Source organism: Nocardioides caricicola (genome assembly GCF_039541135.1).
Classification (GTDB): Bacteria; Actinomycetota; Actinomycetes; order Propionibacteriales; family Nocardioidaceae; genus Nocardioides; species Nocardioides caricicola.
In genome coordinates this window covers 632,592-650,190 of the sequence record NZ_BAABFQ010000007.1, presented here as the reverse complement: position 1 = coordinate 650,190, position 17,599 = coordinate 632,592, and the positions used below count along the sequence as shown (strand labels likewise).

The window sequence follows — 17,599 nt, the reverse complement described above, 5'->3', positions numbered from 1 at the left end:
CATTCCTCGACACTCCGTCGCGGACCGTTCACCTGCCCGTCAGGGGCACGCCGGATCCGCTTCCTAGCGTGCGACCGTGCTGACTCGAGGCTTCGTGGGCAGTGTGCTCGTCCTGGTGGGCGGGCTCATCGTGTCCACGCTGCCCCCGTCGACCTGGCTGATGCGCCAGGACCTGCTGCTCGACCTCCGCGGCGCCGAGGCCGGCCGGATGCTCGGCCTCACCGTCGTGCTGGTCGGGCTGGGCATCCTCGCTGCCGAGTGGCTCTCCCTGTGCCGCCACGTCGCGCTCGCCGACGGCGAGGACCGCGCGGACGCGCTCCACCTGGTGCGGTACGCCGTCGTCGTGTGGTCCGCCCCGTTGGTGCTCGCCCCGCCGCTGTTCTCACGCGACGGCTGGTCGTACGCCGCCCAGGGCATGCTCGCCCACCTGGGCATCTCGCCGTACGAGCACGGGCCGGGTGTGCTCCGCGGGCCCGTGGTCGAGGCGGTCGACCCGCGCTGGATGGACACGATCACGCCGTACGGCCCGGTCCCCCTGGTCGCGGGGGACTTCGCCGCGGGCCTGACCGGGAATCCGTGGGTGCTCGTGGTCGGGCACCGTCTCGTGGCGCTGGCCGGGCTGGTGCTGCTCGCGTGGGCGGTGCCGCGGCTCGCGGCGTGGACCGACGTCAACCCGGCGCTCGCGTCCGCGGTCGTCCTCGCCTCCCCGCTGATGCTCGCCAACGGCGTCGGCGGGCTGCACAACGACCTGCTCATGGTCGGCCTGATGGCCGCCGCCCTCGTCGTCGCGGCCGAGCGCGGCTGGGTCGCGGGTGCGGTGCTCGGCGGGCTGGCGGCCGCGGTCAAGCTGCCGGGTGGCCTCGTCTGCGTGGGCGTCGCGCTGGTGACGCTGCCGCTCGCCGCTCCGCTCCTCCAGCGCGTACGCCGGCTCGCGGGCGTCGCGGCCGTCTCCGTGGGGACGTTGCTCGGGCTCGGTGTGGTCACCGGGCTCGGCAGCGGCTGGATCGCCGGGCTCACCGTCCCCGGCACCGTGACGACACCGCTGTCGGTGATGGCGATGCTCGGGATCCGCAACGTGGGGACCGTCGTCGCCGGCGTCGTGGTGGTGGTCGTCGCCCTGCGCTGGCGGACGGGGGAGCGGGACCGTGCGCTGCGCGCGGTGGCGCTGGTGGTCGGCGTGACCGTGGTGCTCGGACCGGTCGTGCACCTCTGGTACCTGCTCTGGGTGGTGCCGTTCCTCGCCACGATGCGGCTCCCGCGGGTCGCGATGGCCGGGCTGCTCGCCGGCTCGACGGTCTTCGGGCTCGTGGCGCCGATGGACTCGTCGCTGCACGAGGCCTACCTCGCGATCGTGCTCGGCAGCCTGCTCATCGCGCTGCTGGTCCCGCTGCTGCTGCTCACCCGTCGCTCGCGCGCCCGGATCGAGCGGATCGTCTCCGCGGAGTGGATCCCGGCGCAGCTGCCTCAGCCGCGCGCCGGGCGGATCACGCCGGTGACCTCACCGAGCGCGATGCGTCCCCCGGAGGTCCCGGGCGCCGCATAGCGAAGCGTGACCTCGTCGCCGTCGGCGAGGAACGCGGACTCGTCGCCCCAGCCGATCTCCAGCAGCGAGCCGCGCTGGTCGGGCGACGGCCCGCTGATCGTGCCCGAGCCGTAGAGGTCGCCGGTGCGCAGGGACGCGCCGTTGACGGTCAGGTGCGCCAGCATCTGCGCGGGCGACCAGTACATGGTGCGGAACGGCGGCCGGCTGACGACGTCGCCGTTCACGACGACCTCGACGTCGATGTCGAGTCCCAACGTGTCACCAGGACCCAGGTACGGCAAGGGTTCCGGGTCCTGTCCGGGGAGGTCGACCCACGCCGCGGCGAGCGCCTCGATCGGGGTGACCCAGTGCGAGATCGACGTCGCGAAGGACTTGCCGAGGAACGGGCCGAGCGGCACGTACTCCCACGCCTGGATGTCCCGCGCCGACCAGTCGTTGAGGCCGACCACGCCGAAGACGTGGTCGGCGAAGGCGCCGTACGGCACCGGGCTGCCGAGCTCCGACGGCGTGCCGACCACGAAGCCGAGCTCCGCCTCGATGTCGAGCCGCGCCGACGGGCCGAACGCGCCGCCCGGGCGCTGGCCGGTCGGCCGCACGATCGGGGTCCCGGACGCGACGACGGTCCCGGAGCGGCCGTGGTAGCCGACCGGGAGGTGCTTCCAGTTCGGCAGCAGCGCGTCGCCGTCGGGCCGGAAGATCCGGCCGACGTTGGTGGCGTGGTGCTCGGAGGCGTAGAAGTCGACGTAGTCGGCGACCTCGATCGGCAGGTGCAGGGCGACGTCGGCGAGCGGTACGAGGTGCGGCTCCACCAGGTCGCGCTCGGTCTCGTCGGTCAGCAGGCCGGTGATCCAGGTGCGCACGGACTCGCGGACCCGTCGCCCCTCGGCCATCAGCGCGTTCAGCGAGCGCTCCTCGAACACGTGGTGGACGTCGAGCATCTCCGCCGCGGCCACGGGCGCGAGGTCGAGCACGCGGTCCCCGATCCGCACCCCCACCCGCGGCTCCTCGCCGGCGCGGGAGAACACGCCGTACGGCAGGTTGTCGACGTCGAAGCGGGAGCCGGCGGCGCCCTCGACCCAGGTGGTTCCGGGCGTGGTCATGATGCCTCCAGCAGGCCGTAGGCGAGCAGGTCGTCGAGGGGCTCCTGGACCGAGCAGGACCCGAACGACGTGAACCAGCGGCGGGCCCGGTCGAGCTCGCCGGCGTCCTCCACGAGCACGGCGGGCTGACGCTCCTCGAGCGTCGCGACGACCTCGTCGAGCGGGGCGCCGTCGAAGGCCCGCCGGGTGGCGACGAGCACGTTGAGGAAGCCGTGGTGCTCGAAGCCGTCCTCGCCCGTGTGCCGGACTGCGCGGTGCAGGCCGGCGGTGCACTTGAACGGCGTCTCGCGGTCCAGCGCCGCGTCGATCCACCGCGCCAGCGCGTGCGGGGCGGGGAACGCCGAGGCGTCCAGCCCGCCGGTGCGGAACTTCAGGCGGAACTCGTGCGCCGCTACCTCGTCGGCCGCTGCCAGCCACGCTCCGGTCGAGCCCACGTGGGGGAGCTCGACGTACACGGGCACCTCGTCGTCGAGCTGGCCGTCGGCCCGGGCCGCGTCGACAGCGGCGGCGACCCGGCGGGCGGCGCCGACCGGGTCGCCGGGGTCGCGTAGCGCGATCTCGATGCCGTCGATCGAGATGTGCAGCTTGCGGGCGAGCGCCGCGGTCCCGGCGATCTGTCCGGCGCCGCCGGTGATCACGACCGAGAGCGCGAGCGGTGTGGCCTTGAGGGCGGGCAGGTCCAGGTCCTTGACGACGAACGTGCCGACCAGGTCGGCGTACGGGTCAGCCCTGCGGGCCTGGTGCGCAGCGGCCGCGTCGGCCAGCGGCGCGTCGCCGGGAGGAAAGATCGCGGCGTCGTCGACCAGCCCGCGCCAGGCGGGTCCGAGGGGTTGCGTTGACACGATGGCTACTCTAACCAGGAGACACATAGCGGACGAATGCGTTCGATAGTCGAACAGTCTGGGGAGGCGGAGGACCATGGCCCACTACCGACGCATCGGGTCGGTACCCCCGAAGCGGCACACCCAGTTCCGTGCCGAGGACGGCCGGCTCCACTACGAGGAGCTGATGGGCGAGGAGGGCTTCTCCTCGGACTCCTCGCTGCTCTACCACCGCGGGGTGCCGTCGGCGATCGTCGCGTCGGAGGTCTGGGAGCTGCCCGACCAGACGCGCACGCCCAACCACCCGCTCAAGCCGCGCCACCTCAAGCTGCACGACCTCACCACGGGGACGGACGCGGTCACCGACCGCCGCCTGGTGCTCGGCAACAACGACGTGCGGATCGCCTACGTCGTCACCGGCACCGACCCCTCGCCCTACTACCGCAACGCGATCGGCGACGAGTGCGTGTACGTCGAGTCCGGCGCCGGCGTGGTCGAGACGGTGTTCGGCGTCATCGGCTACCGGACCGGTGACTACGTGGTGATCCCGCGCGCGACGACGCACCGCTGGGTCCCGGCGGAGGCGAGTCGGCTCTACGCGATCGAGGCGAACAGCCACGTCGCGCCGCCGAAGCGGTACCTCTCGCGCTACGGCCAGCTGCTCGAGCACGCGCCGTACTGCGAGCGCGACCTGTACGGCCCCGAGCAGCCGTTCCTGCAGGAGGGCGAGGACGTCGAGGTGCTGGTGAAGCACCGCACCAGTGCCGGGATCGTCGGCACGCGGATGACCTACGCGACGCACCCGTTCGACGTGGTCGGGTGGGACGGCTGCCTGTACCCGTACACGTTCAACATCGAGGACTACATGCCGATCACCGGCAAGATCCACCAGCCGCCGCCGGTGCACCAGGTCTTCGAGGGCCACAACTTCGTGATCTGCAACTTCCTGCCGCGCAAGGTCGACTACCACCCGCTGGCGATCCCGGTGCCGTACTACCACTCCAACGTCGACAGCGACGAGGTGATGTTCTACGTCGGCGGCGACTACGAGGCCCGCAAGGGCTCCGGCATCGGCATCGGCTCGATCTCCCTGCACCCGGGCGGCTACGCCCACGGTCCGCAGCCGGCCGCGATCGAGGCGTCGTTGGGCGCGGAGTTCTTCGAGGAGTCCGCGGTCATGGTCGACACGTTCGCGCCGCTCGACCTCGGTGAGGGCGGCGTCGCGGCCGAGGACCCGGCGTACGCGTGGACCTGGGCGGGGCGCGGCCCGGACGACCCGGCGGTGTTCAGCAACAGTTGAGCCGGCCCTCCCGAGCGGGTTGAGTGGAGCCATGGAGACGCGCAGGCTCGGCCGGCTGGAGCACCGGAGCTCGGTCCTGATCTACGGCGCCGCCGCGTTGGCGAGCGTGAGCCAGGACGAGGCGGACCGGTCGTTGCAGGAGGCGCTCGACGGCGGCATCAACCACTTCGACGTCGCGGCGGGCTACGGCGACGCCGAGCTGCGGATGGGGCCGTGGGTGCCGGAGGTCCGCGACCGGATCTTCCTGGCGACCAAGACCGGCGAACGCGAGCGGGAGGCCGCGTGGGCGGAGATCAACCGCTCGCTCGAGCGGTTGCAGACCGACCACGTCGACCTGATCCAGCTGCACGCGGTCGGGGACCTCGCCGACCTCGACCGGGCGACCGGCCCCGGTGGTGCGCTCGAGGCGGCGTTGCGCGCGCAGGACGAGGGGATCGCCGGCGCGGTCGGCATCACGGGCCACGGTGACCAGGCCGCCGCCACCCACGTCGAGGCGTTGCGCCGGCACCCCTTCGCGACCGTCCTCACCCCGCTCAACCCGTACCTGTGGCGCGACGCGGACTTCCGCGGGGACTTCGTGGAGCTGGTGCGCGAGGCCCGGGCGCAGGACGCCGGGCTGATGACGATCAAGGCCGTGGCGCGTCGGAACTGGATGCCGAACGCCGAGCACCGCTACACGACCTGGTACGAGCCGTACGACGACCAGGACCGGATCACGGCCGCGGTCTCCTGGGTGCTGGACTTCGCGTTCGTCGCCGGCGTGCCGACCCCGTCCGACGTCCGGCTGCTCCCGATGCTCCTGGCGGCCGAGCGCGACCGGATCGGGCGCAAGGAGGCCGAGCAGGTGCTGGCCGAGGACCCGCTCTACGACTCGCCGTTCGTCACGATCCCGTTCTAGCCACCACGTTGAATCGGGACTTTTGACGCTTCAATCGGGAGTTCCGGTCAGTTGAGTCGGGAGTTCTGGCGCGACCGTGACCGGAACTCCCGACTCAACTGACCGAAAGTCCGGACTCGACGGTCACAAGTCCCGATTCAACGTCGTCGGTGACCGCGGCGTGCACCTCGAGCATCCGGTCCACGGTGGTCTGCCAGGGGAACTGCTCGGCGCGCAGGCGGGCCGCGCGGCGGCGGGCCGCGACCGGCCGGGTGGCCACCTCGAGGACGGCGTCGGCGAGCGCGGCCGGGTGGGCGTTCGCCCAGGCGCCGGAGGTCGCGTCCACCAGCTCGCGGGCACCGCCGCGGTCGGCGGTGACGACCGGGGTGCCGCACGCGAGCGCCTCCAGCACCGCGAGGCCGAACGTCTCGCCGGGGCACACCGACAGCGCGACGTCGGCGGCGGAGATCCGGCGGCTGAGGTCCTCGCGGCCCGCCACGAACCCGTGGAACACCACGGGCGCACCCTCGGCGATCACCCGGAGCTCGTCGAGGTGCGGACCCTCGCCGTACACGTCGAGCCGGACGGGTACGCCGCGGCGGTGCAGCTCGACGGCCGTCTCGACCGCGAGGTGCGGCGACTTCTCGCGCGAGAGCCGCCCGACGTGCGTGAGCCGGATCAGCCGCGCGTCGGCCGCCGTGGGGTGCGGGCGGAACGTGTCGAGGTCGACGCCGAGCGGCACCCGCACCATGGGGCACCCGGCCGCGTCCGCCACCGCCTGGAACTCCTGCTGGGCGTACCGCGAGGTCACCACGACGGTGTCGAAGCTGCGCACCAGGATCCGGTTGAGCATCGCGATCGACACCTTGGAGGTGGTCTCGCGCCCGATGCGCAGCGCGAGCATGTCGTCGAGGCGCTCGTGCGAGAACAGCACCGAGCCGACTCCGCGACGGCGCGCCCACCGCGCCACCGGCAGCAGCGTGAGCTTGTCGCTGAGCTCGACCGACGTGGGCGCGTAGCGCTCGAGCACGTCGATGACCCGCCACGGCTCCACGATCAGCCGGTACCCGCCCCCGACCCGCGGCGCCCGGACCTGCACGACGTCGCCGTGCTCGGTCTCCGTGATCCGGTCGACCGGTCCCGGTACGACGAGCAGCCGCTCGCACCCGGCGGCGACGTACCCGCTCCCGAGCGCGGCGACCGCGGTCTTCATGCCGCCTGAGGCGGGTCCGATGAAGTTGGCGAGCTGGGCGATGCGCACGACGGCGACGCTCCCGCGTCCGCGTGAACGCCTGGCGATGCCGGGGTTGCTGCCGGGTGTCGGCCCGGGTTCGTACGCTACGCATCGTGGAGGACGCCGGGGTCGACAGCCTGCCGACGTACGCCGTGCGCCTGGCACGGGTGGGCGAGGAGGTCGCGATCGGCGACGTCTGTCGCCGCGGGTTCGCCTGGTCCTCGCAGGGACTGCTCTCGCCCGCGAGCATCGAGCGCCAGGCCCAGGCGTACTACGCCCCCGCGCGCGTGCGCCACGAGATCAGCACCGCCGGTGACTCGCCGCAGTGGCAGGGCTACGTCGTGGCCGTGACGGAGCGCGACGAGGTACTCGGGGCGGCCGGCGGTGGTGTCGGCGGTGGTGTCGGCGGTGAGGTCGGCAACGTGTATGTCCTGTACCTGGAACCGGCGCTCCGCGGGCGAGGCATCGGGACGGCGCTGCTCGACTTCGTCACGGCGCAGCAGAGGTCCGTCGGCGCCGCCGAGCAGTGGGTCTCGGTCACCGAGGGGAACGAGCGCGGCATCCCCTTCTATCGCGCGCGGGGCTTCACGCTGGTCGACCGGGTCCCGTACGTCGTCGCCGGTGACGGCACGGTCGAGGCCCACTCGCTGCGGATGCGGCGCAGCATCTGAGCCTGGTCCACCCCGGGTGTCGGTGCGGTGGTGCAGCATGCCGCCATGGGCTGGTCCTGCGAGTTCGACGCGGTGCTGTGGGAGTGGGAGTCCTCGCCCGAGGGCACCGCGTGGGTCTTCCTCACGGTGCCCGAGGACGAGACCGAGGAGATCCGGCTGCGCGCCGGCCCGCCCCGCGGGTTCGGCTCCGTGCGCGTCGAGGTGACCGTCGGCGGCTCCACCTGGGCCACCTCGGTCTTCCCCGACAAGGTCCGCGGGTTCGTGCTGCCGGTGAAGAAGGCCGTGCGCCGCGCCGAGTCCCTCGAGCCGGGGGACTCGGCGCGGGTCACGCTCGAGCTGGTCTGACCGGCGCTAGGCCGCGACCGGCTCGCCGTTGAGCGTCTTGTACGTGTACGCCGTACCGATCAGGACGACCGGGACCGCCACGAGGAGTCCGATGCCGCACAGGATCGCGCCGACGAACCACGCGGCGACGCTGAGCAGGAACCAGAGGATGACGTTGCCGGCGTTGTTCTTCGTGAACTCGAAGCTCGCCTTGATCGCGTCGACCGCGCCCAGGTCCTCGCGGTCCATCAGGAAGTACAGCGTGTACGACGTGAAGAACATGACCAGCAGGCCCGGGATCACGCAGAGGATGAACCCGACGAACGTCGCGATCCCGATCAGCAGCGAGGCGACGACGACGTCGCCGAGCTTGTGCGGCGTCAGGACCTGGGAAGCGTTGGCCTGGCGGCCCTCGGTGATCGCGAGCGCGAAGCGGACGATGCCGGCGCCGATGATCATGGACACGACCCAGCTGACCAGGCTGAAGCCCCACTGGACGAAGAACTGCAAGCTGAAGAAGCCCCCACAGTCGTCGACCTCGCCGGTCTGCAGGTTGAGCTTGGGGTCGCACGCTGCCGCGTTGGAGATCGCGAAGCCGATCACCTGCAGCACGACCAGCGCGCCGACCAGCACCAGCACCGCGACCAGGATCTGGCCGAGGTTCGCGGTGAACTTGTTCCAGCCGTAGGTGAACGCGTCGCCGACGCTGTACCCGCCGGCTCCTCCGCCCGGCGCGGGCGGACCCGGCGGTGGGGGAGGCGGGGTCGACTCGCCATAGCTCTCGTACGGCGGCGGTGGGGGCTCGTTCGTGGACATGGGATTCCTCCTGGCTCGGGACACACCCTGGGAAGGCCAGTCGCAACTTAGTGCCTGCGCCGGTCGGACGAACAGGTCCGATCGGGGCATTCCCTTGGCACCCGCGAGAGGATGGGCCCATGAGGAAGCCGCCGCAGCAGGACATCGACGAGCGGGAGCTGGACGTCGACCCTCCGAAGCAGGTGGCCGCAGGGCCGACCGCGGTGGCGATCACCATGAAGCGCGCGGTCGAGCAGATGGGCGTGCGGCGTACGGCGAAGACGCTGCGGCGGATCAACCAGGCCGACGGCTTCGACTGCCAGGGCTGTGCCTGGCCGGACCCGGACCCGAGCCACCGGCACACCGCGGAGTTCTGCGAGAACGGCGCCAAGGCGGTCACCGAGGAGGCGACGCTGCGCCGGGTCGGCCGCGAGTTCTTCGCCGAGCACCCGCTGGACGAGCTGCGGGACCGCACCGACTACTGGCTCGGCCAGCAGGGCCGGATCACCGAGCCGATGGTGCTGCGTCCCGGCGGCACCCACTACGAGCCGATCTCGTGGGACGACGCGTTCAGCCTGATCGCGGGCCACCTGAACGCCCTGGCGTCGCCGGACCAGGCGATCTTCTACACCTCGGGCAAGACCTCGAACGAGGCGGCGTTCGCCTACCAGCTGTTCGTGCGCGCGTTCGGCACCAACAACCTGCCGGACTGCTCGAACATGTGCCACGAGTCCTCGGGCGTCGCTCTCGCCGAGGTGATGGGCATCGGCAAGGGCTCGGTCAGCCTGCAGGACATCCACGACGCGCAGCTGATCGTGATCGCCGGGCAGAACCCCGGCACGAACCACCCGCGGATGCTGATCGCGCTGGAGGAGGCCAAGCGCAAGGGCGCGAAGATCCTCGCGATCAACCCCCTGCGCGAGGCCGGGCTGGTGCGGTTCAAGAACCCGCAGAAGCCCCGCGGCCTCGCCGGCAAGGGCACCGCCCTCGCGGACCTGCACCTCCCGGTCCGGATCAACGGCGACCTCGCGCTGTTCCAGGCGATCGGGGCGCTGCTGCTCGAGTGGGACGCCGTCGACCGTGACTTCGTCGAGCAGTACACGACCGGCTTCGACGCGTGGGCCGCGCACGTCAAGGACCTCGACTGGGACCTCGTCCTCGACGCCACCGGGCTGACCCGGGCGCAGATCGAGGAGGCGGCGGCGTTGTTCCGCGACTCCGACGCGACCGTGCTCTGCTGGGCGATGGGCATCACCCAGCACCGCAACGCGGTCGCCACCATCAAGGAGTTCGCGAACGTCGCGTTCCTCCAGGGCAACATCGGCAAGCCCGGCGCCGGGCTGTGCCCGGTGCGCGGCCACTCGAACGTGCAGGGCGACCGCACCATGGGGATCTGGGAGCGCCCGCCCGGCCACTTCCTCGACAGCCTGCGCGACGAGTTCGGCTTCGAGCCGCCGCGCGAGCACGGTCTCGACACGGTCGCGTCGATCAAGGCCCTCCACGACGGCGACGCCACGGTGTTCTTCGCGATGGGCGGCAACTTCGTCTCCGCCGCCCCCGACACCGAGGTGACCGAGGACGCCATGCGACGCGCCGCGCTCACCGTGCACGTGTCGACCAAGCTCAACCGCTCGCACGTCGTGCACGGCCGCGAGGCGCTGATCCTGCCCGCGCTCGGCCGCAGCGAGAAGGACCGCACCGGGGGCCGCGACCAGCGGGTCACCGTCGAGGACTCGATGTCGGCGGTGCACGCGTCGCGCGGCCCGCTCGACCCGGCGTCGCCGTACCTGAAGTCCGAGGTCGACATCGTCTGCTCCCTCGCCGAGGCGACGCTCGGCGACCGGCACGGCATCCCGTGGTCGGCGTTCCGCAGCGACTACACCGAGATCCGCCGCCGGATCGCGCGCGTGGTGCCCGGCTGCGACGCGTACGACGAGAAGGTCGACCGGCCGGGCGGCTTCGTGCTGCCGCACCCGCCCCGGGACAGCCGGACGTTCCCGACGAAGCAGGACAAGGCGATCTTCACGGTGAGCCCCACCGACGTCCTGCAAGTGCCGGACGGCCGGCTGCTGCTGCAGACCATCCGCTCGCACGACCAGTTCAACACCACGATCTACGGACTCGACGACCGCTACCGCGGCATCTCCAACGGCCGCCGCGTCGTGTTCGTGCACCCCGACGACATCGCCGCCCTCGGCTTCGAGGAGGGCCAGTACGTCGACCTGGTCAGCGAGTGGGACGGGACCGAGCGGCAGGCGCCGTCGTTCCGGATCGTGGCCTACGACCAGCCGCGCGGGTGCGCGGCGGCGTACTACCCCGAGACGAACCCGCTCGTGCCGCTCGAGTCCACCGCCGAGGGCAGCAACTGCCCGACCTCGAAGTCGGTGATCATCCGGCTGGAGAAGGCCGACGGCGCCGGCCGGCGAAGTGTCGAGACCCCGGCCGGTCGCGGCGACGAGACCAAGCGGCAGGTGGAGCCGGAGCACAACGCGTGAGGAGACGGGCATGAGCAACCTGGAGGACAAGCCGGCCGAGCTCGCCTGCGAGGCGACGCCGGCCACGGGTGTCGAGATCATGACGCCGCGGGACGTCCCGCTCGGTGGCCCTCGTGCGATGCGCGTCCGCCGGACGCTCCCGCAGCGGCACCGGTCCCTGATCGGCGCCTGGTGCTTCGTCGACCACTACGGGCCCGACCAGGTCGCCGACACCGGCGGGATGAAGGTCGCCCCGCACCCGCACACCGGGCTGCAGACCGTGAGCTGGCTGTTCACCGGCGAGGTCGAGCACCGCGACAGCGCGGGCAACCACGCGATGGTGCGACCCGGTGAGGTGAACCTGATGACCGCCGGTCGCGGCATCAGCCACTCGGAGGTCTCGCCGCCGACCACCAGCACCCTGCACGGCGCCCAGCTGTGGGTGGCACTTCCCGACGCCCACCGGCACACCGACCCGGGCTTCGCCCACCACGCGCCGGAGCCGGTGACCGGAGCGGGCTGGGAGGCCCGGGTGTTCCTCGGCTCCCTGCTGGGCGTCTCCTCACCGGTGCCGACGTACACACCCCTCCTCGGTGCCGAGATCCTGCTCGAGCCCGGCACGTCGCTCACCCTCGACGTCGACGCGACCTACGAGCACGGGGTCCTCGTCGACAGCGGCGTCGTGGGCGTCGACGAGACCGACGCGAAGAAGGACGACCTCGCCTACGTCCCGCCCGGGTCCGCCGCGCTCACGTTGACGACGTACGACGAGCCCGCCCGCCTGCTGCTCCTCGGCGGACCGCCGTTCGGCGAGAGCATCGTGATGTGGTGGAACTTCGTCGGCCGCTCGCACGACGAGATCGTGGGCTACCGGGCGGAGTGGCAGGGGCAGATCACGGACGCCGGCCTGGTCGACGGCCGCTTCGGGATCCCGGTCGGCGACGAGCTGCCGCCGATCCCGGCGCCCCCGCTGCCCAACGCGCGGCTGAGGGAACGGCGCTAGTCCGACAGCCTGGGAAGGCACCCACTGTCGGCACCCTCCGTCAGGATGGAGCCATGGGACCGCTGACGGGTGAGGACGGGATCGTGCGCTGCCCGTGGGCCGGTGGCCCGGGCGTGATGCGCGACTACCACGACACCGAGTGGGGCAACCGCGTCCACGGCGAGTCGGCGTACCTCGAGCGGCTGACGCTGGAGGCCTTCCAGTCCGGGCTGTCGTGGTCGACGATCCTCAACAAGCGCCCGGCGTTCCGCGAGGTCTTCCACGACTTCGACGCCGAGGCGATCGCGGCGTTCGGCCCGGACGACGTCGAGCGGCTGATGGCCGAGCCACGCATCGTCCGCAACCGGATGAAGATCGAGGCCGCGGTCACCAACGCCCGCGCGACGGTCGCGCTGCGCGAGGACGGCGGGCTCGAGGACTTCGTGCTCTCGTTCGCCCCGGAGCGGTCGCCCGAGGAGCCCGCCACCCAGTCCGCCGAGTCGGTCGCGCTGTCGAAGGGCCTGAAGAAGCGCGGGTTCGCGTTCGTCGGGCCGACGACGATGTACGCGTTGATGGAGGCGATCGGCGTCTTCGACCCGCACCTCGTCGGCTGCTTCAGGCGAGGAACCCGATGACCTTCTCCGCAACGGCCTCCGGCCGCTCGAGCTGAAGGAAGTGGCCGGCACCGGGCACCGGCGTCGCGCCGGCCAGCCGGGCGAGCCCGACCTCCATGCACCGGTCCTCCTCGCCGTGCAGGACCAGCAGGGGGTGGACCGGGTCGGCCAGCGCCGGCTTGATCCCAGGCCCGAGCATCGCCCGGTAGTACGACACGACGGCCTTGGCGTGCGCGCGGTCGGGCACCGACTCCCGCAGGTGCGCGAGGTCCTCGGCGGCGTCGTAGCCCGGTGACCACAGCCGCCAGAGCCGCGCGGTCAGCCACGCGAAGCTCCGCTCGGCCAGGCCCGGCACCTGGTTGTAGGCGATGTACCAGGAGTGCAACGGCTGGCGCAGCAGAGCCGGGTCCCAGCCGTGCATCGCCGAGAGCGGCGGCACGGCGAGCGCCACGTGCTTCGCGTACGGCGACGCGGGGTCGGCCGCGACCGCGTTGGTCGTGATCGCACCCCAGTCGTGGCCGAGCAGCACGGTCCGCTCGTCGCCGCCCAGCAACGCGTGGAACGCGACCGCGTCGGCGACCAGCGCCCGCACGGAGTAGTCGCGGTCGGTCGGGATCCCCGACGGCGCGTAGCCGCGCAGGTACGGCGCAGCCACCCGCCAGCCCGCGTCGGCGAGCAGCGGCGCGACCCGCCGCCAGGTCAGCGCGGTGTCGGGGAACCCGTGCAGCGCCACGATCAGTGGCCCGTCCTCAGGCCCCCACTCGAGGACCCGGACGATGTGGGTGGGCAGCTCGACGTCGTACTCGCGCACGACCTCAGCGAACCAGAGCAGCAGCCTCCGCGGCGAGCTTCGTGATCCGGTCCCAGTCCCCGGACGCGACGGCGTCCGCCGGCGTCAGCCAGGAGCCGCCCACGCAGCCGACGTTCGGCAGCGCGAGGTACGACGGCGCCGATGCGGGCGTGATGCCACCGGTCGGGCAGAAGCGGGCGGCCGGCAACGGGCCGGCGACCGACTTGAGGAACGCGGCACCGCCGGCGGCCTCCGCCGGGAAGAACTTGAGCTGGGTGATGCCGGCCTCGAGCGCAGCGAGGACCTCCGAGACGGTCGCCGTCCCGGGCAGGAAGGGCAGGCCGGTGTCCTGCATCGCGTGCAGCAGCGAGCCCGTGGTGCCGGGGGAGACGAGGAACTGCGCGCCCGCGTCGGCGGCGAGCTTCGCGTGCCCGGGCCGGGTGATGGTGCCGGCGCCGACCAGGATCCCGGGCACCTCGTCGGCGATCGCGCGGATCGCGTCGAGCGCGGCGTCGGTCCGCAGCGTCAGCTCGATGGCGGGCAGGCCACCCGCGACGAGGGCGCGCGCGATGGCCACGCCCTCGTCGGCGGAGTTCGCGACGACGACCGGCATCACCGGGACGACACTCAGCAGATCGACGTCATGCAGGCTGGACAACACGGACCTCCTGGCCGGGGGCGGTGACGCCCGGGAACACGCTGGCGCCGGTGTCGGCGGACCCGACGGTGGCACGGAACGCCGCGAACAGCTCGCGGCCGGTGCCTGCCCACTCGGGGCCTTGCGGAGCGCGGCCGGTGATCGGCCGCTGCTGGAGCTCGGCAGGATCGACGTGCAGGTCGAGCCGGCCGGAGCTCGCGTCGACGGTGACGAGGTCGCCGTCGACGACGCGCGCGAGCGGGCCACCGAGCGATGCCTCCGGCGTGACGTGGATGGCGGCGGGCACCTTGCCGGAGGCGCCGGACATCCGGCCGTCGGTCACGATCGCGACCTTCTGGCCGCGGTCCTGCAGCACGCCGAGCGCGGGGTTGAGCTTGTGCAGCTCGGGCATGCCGTTCGCCGCCGGGCCCTGGTAGCGGATCACCGCGACGAAGTCGCGGCCGTCGAGCTGGCCGGCGCCGAAGGCGTCGAGGAAGTCGTGCTGGTCGTCGAAGACCACCGCGGGCGCGGTGACCACGCGGTGCTCCGGCTTCACCGCGGACGTCTTGATGACGGCCCGGCCGAGCGGCCCGGTCAGCATCCGCAGCCCGCCGTCGGGGGAGAACGGGTCGGACGCCGGGCGCAGCACGTCGTGGTCGAGCGAGGCCTTCGGCCCCTCCTCCCACGTGAGGTCGTCCCCGCGCAGCACGGGCTCCTGCGTGTAGCGCCACAGGCCCCGACCGGCGACGGTCAGCACGTCGTCGTGGAGCAGGCCGGCGCGCAGCAGCGTGTGCACGAGGAACGCGATCCCGCCGGCGGCGTGGAAGTGGTTCACGTCCGCCTCGCCGTTCGGGTACATCCGGCTGACCAGCGGCACCACCGCGGACAGGTCGGACATGTCGTCCCACGTCAGCGTGATGCCGGCGGCGCGGGCGATCGCGACGAGGTGCATGGTGTGGTTGGTCGAGCCACCGCTGGCGAGCAGGGCGACGACGGCGTTGACGATCGCCTTCTCGTCGACGATCTCGCCGATCGGCGTGGGCTCGCCGCCCTGGCGGGTCAGCTCGGTGACGCGCCGGCCGGCGGCCTTGGTCAGCGCCTCGCGCAGCGGGGTGCCCGGGTTCACGAACGACGAGCCGGGCAGGTGCAGGCCGAGCACCTCCATGAGCAGCTGGTTGGAGTTCGCGGTGCCGTAGAACGTGCACGTCCCGGCGGAGTGGTACGACGCCGCCTCGGCCTCGAGCAGCTCCTCGCGACCGACCTTGCCCTCGGCGTACAGCTGGCGGACCCGGGCCTTCTCGGAGTTCGGCAGCCCGGACGTCATCGGCCCCGCGGGCACGAAGACCGTCGGGAGGTGGCCGAACGACAGCGCGCCGATCAGCAGCCCGGGCGTGATCTTGTCGCAGACGCCGAGCATCAGCGCGCCGTCGAACATGTCGTGCGACAGCGCGATCGCGGTCGACATCGCGATCACGTCGCGGCTGTACAGCGACAGCTGCATGCCGTCGCGGCCCTGGGTGATGCCGTCGCACATCGCCGGCACACCGCCGGCGAACTGCGCGATGCCGCCGGCCCGGATCACGGCCTTCTTCAGCGTCTCGGGGTAGTCGCGGTACGGCTGGTGCGCGGAGAGCATGTCGTTGTACGACGACACGATCGCCAGGTTGGGCTTCACGTGGCCGCGCAGCGCCTGCTTCTCGGTCGGCTCGGAGGCCGCGAAGCCGTGCGCGAGGTTGGCGCACGCGAGCCGGCCCCGGGCGGGACCGGTCTCGCCGGCGGCGCGGATCCGGCGCAGGTACTCGGCGCGGCCCTCGGCGCTGCGCTCGGCGACCCGGGCGGTCACCTCGCGGAGGACGGGATGGAGGGGAGTGGTCACTGGTCCGGCTCCTGCCAGGTTCGGCCGTCCCGCTCGAGGAGCATCGCGGCGGCGATCGGGCCGGTCGTGCCGGCCGGGTAGCGCTTGGGGCGCTCGGGCGTCGCCGCCCAGCGCCGGAGGATGGGCTCGGTCCACGACCACGCGGCCTCGACCTCGTCGCGGCGCATGAACAGCGTGGGGTTGCCCTTGATGACGTCCATCAGCAGTCGCTCGTAGGCGTCGGGCAGCCGCGCGTCGAACGCCGCGGCGTAGCTGAGGTCGAGCGAGACGGGCCGCAGCCGGTAGCCACCGGGGCCCGGCTCCTTCGCGGTCAGGTGCAGGCGCATGCCCTCGTCGGGCTGCACCAGGATGTGCAGCCGGTTCGGGGCGGTGACGCCCTCGGCTCCGGGGAACATCGAGTGCGGCGGCTCCTTGAAGACCACCACGATCTCCGACGCCCGCCGGTCCATCCGCTTGCCCGTGCGCAGGTAGAACGGGACCCCCGCCCAGCGCCAGTTCTGGACCTCGGTCTTCAGTGCCACGAACGTCTCGGTGCGCGAGCCGGAGTAGCCCAGGTCGTCGGCGTACGACGGCACCGCGACCCCGTCGACCAGGCCGGCGTCGTACCGGCCACGCACGGTGTCGTGGTCGACGGCGGTCGCGTCCATCGGCTTCAGCGCCTGGAGGACCTTCACCTTCTCGTCACGCACGGTCTCGCGGCCGACGTACGTCGGCGGCTCCATCGCGACCAGGCAGAGCAGCTGGAGCAGGTGGTTCTGCACCATGTCGCGCAGCGCGCCGGCGTTGTCGTAGTACTCGCCGCGGCCGCCGACGCCGACGGTCTCGGAGACGGTGATCTCGACGTGGTCGACCCAGCGCGAGTTCCACAGCGGCTCGAGGAACGTGTTGGCGAACCGGGTGACGAGGAGGTTCTGGACGCTCTCCTTGCCGAGGTAGTGGTCGATGCGGAAGATCTGCGACTCGTCGAAGACCCGGCCGACGGCCTCGTTGACCTCGCGCGCGGAGGCGAGGTCGTGGCCGATCGGCTTCTCCAGGACGACGCGGGCGCGCTCGTCGACCACGCCGATCTCGTCGAGACGCTCGCAGATCGAGCCGAACAGTCGCGGGGCGACGGCGAGGTAGAAGACGCGGACGGCGTTCTCGGGGTGCGCGCGCTCCTTGAGCAGGGCGTGGAAGCGGTCCCAGTCCGCGGGGTTCTGCGCGTCGAGGCGCAGGTGGTAGAGCCGCGCGAGGAAGCGGTCGACGACCGGGGTCAGCAGCTGCTCGCCGGCGACGAACGTCGTGAGCGCCGCGAGGACCGCGTCGCGCCAGCCGGCGTCGTCGAGGTCCGACATCGAGATGCCCAGGATCCGGTAGTCGGCGGGCAGCTGTCCCTCGAGGTCGCGGTGGTACAGCGCCGGCAGGAGCTTGCGCAGCGCCAGGTCGCCGGTGCCGCCGAAGACGGTGAAGTCGCACGAGTCGGGTAGCACGTGCGAGGTCGGATGCGGCTCCATGTCGTTCACAGTAGGCACCAGTTCGGCATTCAGCAAGCACAACTAAGGTTTTTACGCGATCAAACTGT

General features: G+C 72.2%; 16 protein-coding genes. 8 read left to right on the top strand and 8 right to left on the bottom strand.

Annotated elements, in window-relative coordinates; genetic code table 11:
• Positions 1-76: 76 nt before the first annotated feature.
• Positions 77-1,543 (top strand): polyprenol phosphomannose-dependent alpha 1,6 mannosyltransferase MptB, encoded by a 1,467-nt coding sequence (mptB, locus tag ABD875_RS17270; protein ID WP_345180429.1) that lies wholly within the window; start codon positions 77-79, stop codon positions 1,541-1,543.
• Here mptB and fahA read toward each other — a convergent pair.
• Both fahA and ABD875_RS17260 read right to left on the bottom strand, forming a co-directional pair.
• Positions 1,465-2,643, bottom strand: coding sequence for a fumarylacetoacetase (gene fahA, locus ABD875_RS17265; protein ID WP_345180428.1), 1,179 nt, complete (start codon positions 2,641-2,643; stop codon positions 1,465-1,467). The genes mptB and fahA overlap by 79 nt on opposite strands.
• Entirely contained in the window at positions 2,640-3,485 is an 846-nt protein-coding gene (locus tag ABD875_RS17260; RefSeq protein ID WP_345180427.1) for a hypothetical protein, read from the bottom strand. Before ABD875_RS17260 ends, fahA begins: the two co-directional genes overlap by 4 nt.
• Positions 3,486-3,561: 76 nt before the next feature.
• Here ABD875_RS17260 and ABD875_RS17255 point away from each other — a divergent pair, with 76 nt between their 5' ends.
• Positions 3,562-4,764: a homogentisate 1,2-dioxygenase gene (locus tag ABD875_RS17255; RefSeq protein ID WP_345180426.1), complete on the top strand. Its 1,203-nt coding sequence runs from the start codon at positions 3,562-3,564 to the stop codon at positions 4,762-4,764.
• Between the two features lie 31 nt (positions 4,765-4,795).
• A complete protein-coding gene (locus tag ABD875_RS17250) occupies positions 4,796-5,662 on the top strand; it encodes an aldo/keto reductase (RefSeq protein WP_345180424.1) in 867 nt (288 codons plus the stop codon).
• A 94-nt stretch (positions 5,663-5,756) separates the two neighbouring features.
• Here ABD875_RS17250 and ABD875_RS17245 read toward each other — a convergent pair whose 3' ends face one another.
• Positions 5,757-6,902 carry a glycosyltransferase gene (locus ABD875_RS17245; RefSeq protein ID WP_345180422.1) on the bottom strand — a complete coding sequence of 382 codons (1,146 nt, stop codon included), beginning with the start codon at positions 6,900-6,902 and terminating at the stop codon, positions 5,757-5,759.
• A gap of 86 nt (positions 6,903-6,988) precedes the next feature.
• Between ABD875_RS17245 and ABD875_RS17240 the strand changes: the two genes are divergently transcribed.
• Together ABD875_RS17240 and ABD875_RS17235 are read left to right on the top strand one after the other, a co-directional pair.
• On the top strand, positions 6,989-7,546 hold the full coding sequence (locus ABD875_RS17240; protein ID WP_345180419.1) for a GNAT family N-acetyltransferase: 558 nt from the start codon (positions 6,989-6,991) through the stop codon (positions 7,544-7,546).
• Between the two features lie 45 nt (positions 7,547-7,591).
• A complete protein-coding gene (locus tag ABD875_RS17235) occupies positions 7,592-7,891 on the top strand; it encodes a DUF1905 domain-containing protein (protein ID WP_345180417.1) in 300 nt (99 codons plus the stop codon).
• A 6-nt stretch (positions 7,892-7,897) separates the two neighbouring features.
• On the opposite strand, the gene ABD875_RS17230 is transcribed toward ABD875_RS17235, so the two are convergent.
• Positions 7,898-8,686, bottom strand: coding sequence for a DUF2189 domain-containing protein (locus ABD875_RS17230; protein WP_345180416.1), 789 nt, complete (start codon positions 8,684-8,686; stop codon positions 7,898-7,900).
• 119 nt (positions 8,687-8,805) lie between these two features.
• Here ABD875_RS17230 and ABD875_RS17225 point away from each other — a divergent pair, with 119 nt between their 5' ends.
• From ABD875_RS17225 to ABD875_RS17215, 3 genes are read left to right on the top strand one after another with little or no spacing between them, the layout of a single operon-like run.
• On the top strand, positions 8,806-11,160 hold the full coding sequence (locus tag ABD875_RS17225) for an FdhF/YdeP family oxidoreductase (RefSeq protein WP_345180414.1): 2,355 nt from the start codon (positions 8,806-8,808) through the stop codon (positions 11,158-11,160).
• A gap of 10 nt (positions 11,161-11,170) precedes the next feature.
• A complete protein-coding gene (locus ABD875_RS17220) occupies positions 11,171-12,142 on the top strand; it encodes a pirin family protein (RefSeq protein WP_345180413.1) in 972 nt (323 codons plus the stop codon).
• A 53-nt stretch (positions 12,143-12,195) separates the two neighbouring features.
• Positions 12,196-12,756 (top strand): DNA-3-methyladenine glycosylase I, encoded by a 561-nt coding sequence (locus ABD875_RS17215; protein ID WP_345180411.1) that lies wholly within the window; start codon positions 12,196-12,198, stop codon positions 12,754-12,756.
• On the opposite strand, the gene ABD875_RS17210 is transcribed toward ABD875_RS17215, so the two are convergent.
• Genes ABD875_RS17210 through zwf form a run of 4 tightly spaced genes read right to left on the bottom strand, consistent with a single transcriptional unit; the run spans position 12,737 to position 17,531 of the window.
• Entirely contained in the window at positions 12,737-13,546 is an 810-nt protein-coding gene (locus tag ABD875_RS17210; protein ID WP_345180409.1) for an alpha/beta fold hydrolase, read from the bottom strand. The two genes, ABD875_RS17215 and ABD875_RS17210, sit on opposite strands and share 20 nt — an antisense overlap.
• A gap of 4 nt (positions 13,547-13,550) precedes the next feature.
• The gene (gene eda / locus ABD875_RS17205) at positions 13,551-14,183 is read right to left on the bottom strand and encodes a bifunctional 4-hydroxy-2-oxoglutarate aldolase/2-dehydro-3-deoxy-phosphogluconate aldolase (RefSeq protein WP_345180408.1); all 633 of its coding nucleotides are present in this window, start codon (positions 14,181-14,183) and stop codon (positions 13,551-13,553) included.
• The gene (edd, locus tag ABD875_RS17200) at positions 14,167-16,038 is read right to left on the bottom strand and encodes a phosphogluconate dehydratase (protein WP_345180406.1); all 1,872 of its coding nucleotides are present in this window, start codon (positions 16,036-16,038) and stop codon (positions 14,167-14,169) included. The genes eda and edd overlap by 17 nt, the downstream gene beginning before the upstream one ends.
• Complete coding sequence (gene zwf / locus ABD875_RS17195) at positions 16,035-17,531, bottom strand: glucose-6-phosphate dehydrogenase (RefSeq protein WP_345180404.1); 1,497 nt, start codon at positions 17,529-17,531, stop codon at positions 16,035-16,037. Before zwf ends, edd begins: the two co-directional genes overlap by 4 nt.
• Positions 17,532-17,599: the final 68 nt, after the last annotated feature.

Excerpts from the sequence above, each read along its gene's own strand:
- ABD875_RS17255 (WP_345180426.1), top strand. The coding sequence starts at position 3,562 with ATGGCCCACTACCGACGCATCGGGTCGGTACCCCCGAAGCGGCACACC.
- fahA (WP_345180428.1), bottom strand. The coding sequence starts at position 2,643 with ATGACCACGCCCGGAACCACCTGGGTCGAGGGCGCCGCCGGCTCCCGC.
- ABD875_RS17230 (WP_345180416.1), bottom strand. The coding sequence starts at position 8,686 with ATGTCCACGAACGAGCCCCCACCGCCGCCGTACGAGAGCTATGGCGAG.
- ABD875_RS17235 (WP_345180417.1), top strand. The coding sequence starts at position 7,592 with ATGGGCTGGTCCTGCGAGTTCGACGCGGTGCTGTGGGAGTGGGAGTCC.
- ABD875_RS17225 (WP_345180414.1), top strand. The coding sequence starts at position 8,806 with ATGAGGAAGCCGCCGCAGCAGGACATCGACGAGCGGGAGCTGGACGTC.
- ABD875_RS17250 (WP_345180424.1), top strand. The coding sequence starts at position 4,796 with ATGGAGACGCGCAGGCTCGGCCGGCTGGAGCACCGGAGCTCGGTCCTG.
- ABD875_RS17215 (WP_345180411.1), top strand. The coding sequence starts at position 12,196 with ATGGGACCGCTGACGGGTGAGGACGGGATCGTGCGCTGCCCGTGGGCC.
- ABD875_RS17220 (WP_345180413.1), top strand. The coding sequence starts at position 11,171 with ATGAGCAACCTGGAGGACAAGCCGGCCGAGCTCGCCTGCGAGGCGACG.
- zwf (WP_345180404.1), bottom strand. The coding sequence starts at position 17,531 with ATGGAGCCGCATCCGACCTCGCACGTGCTACCCGACTCGTGCGACTTC.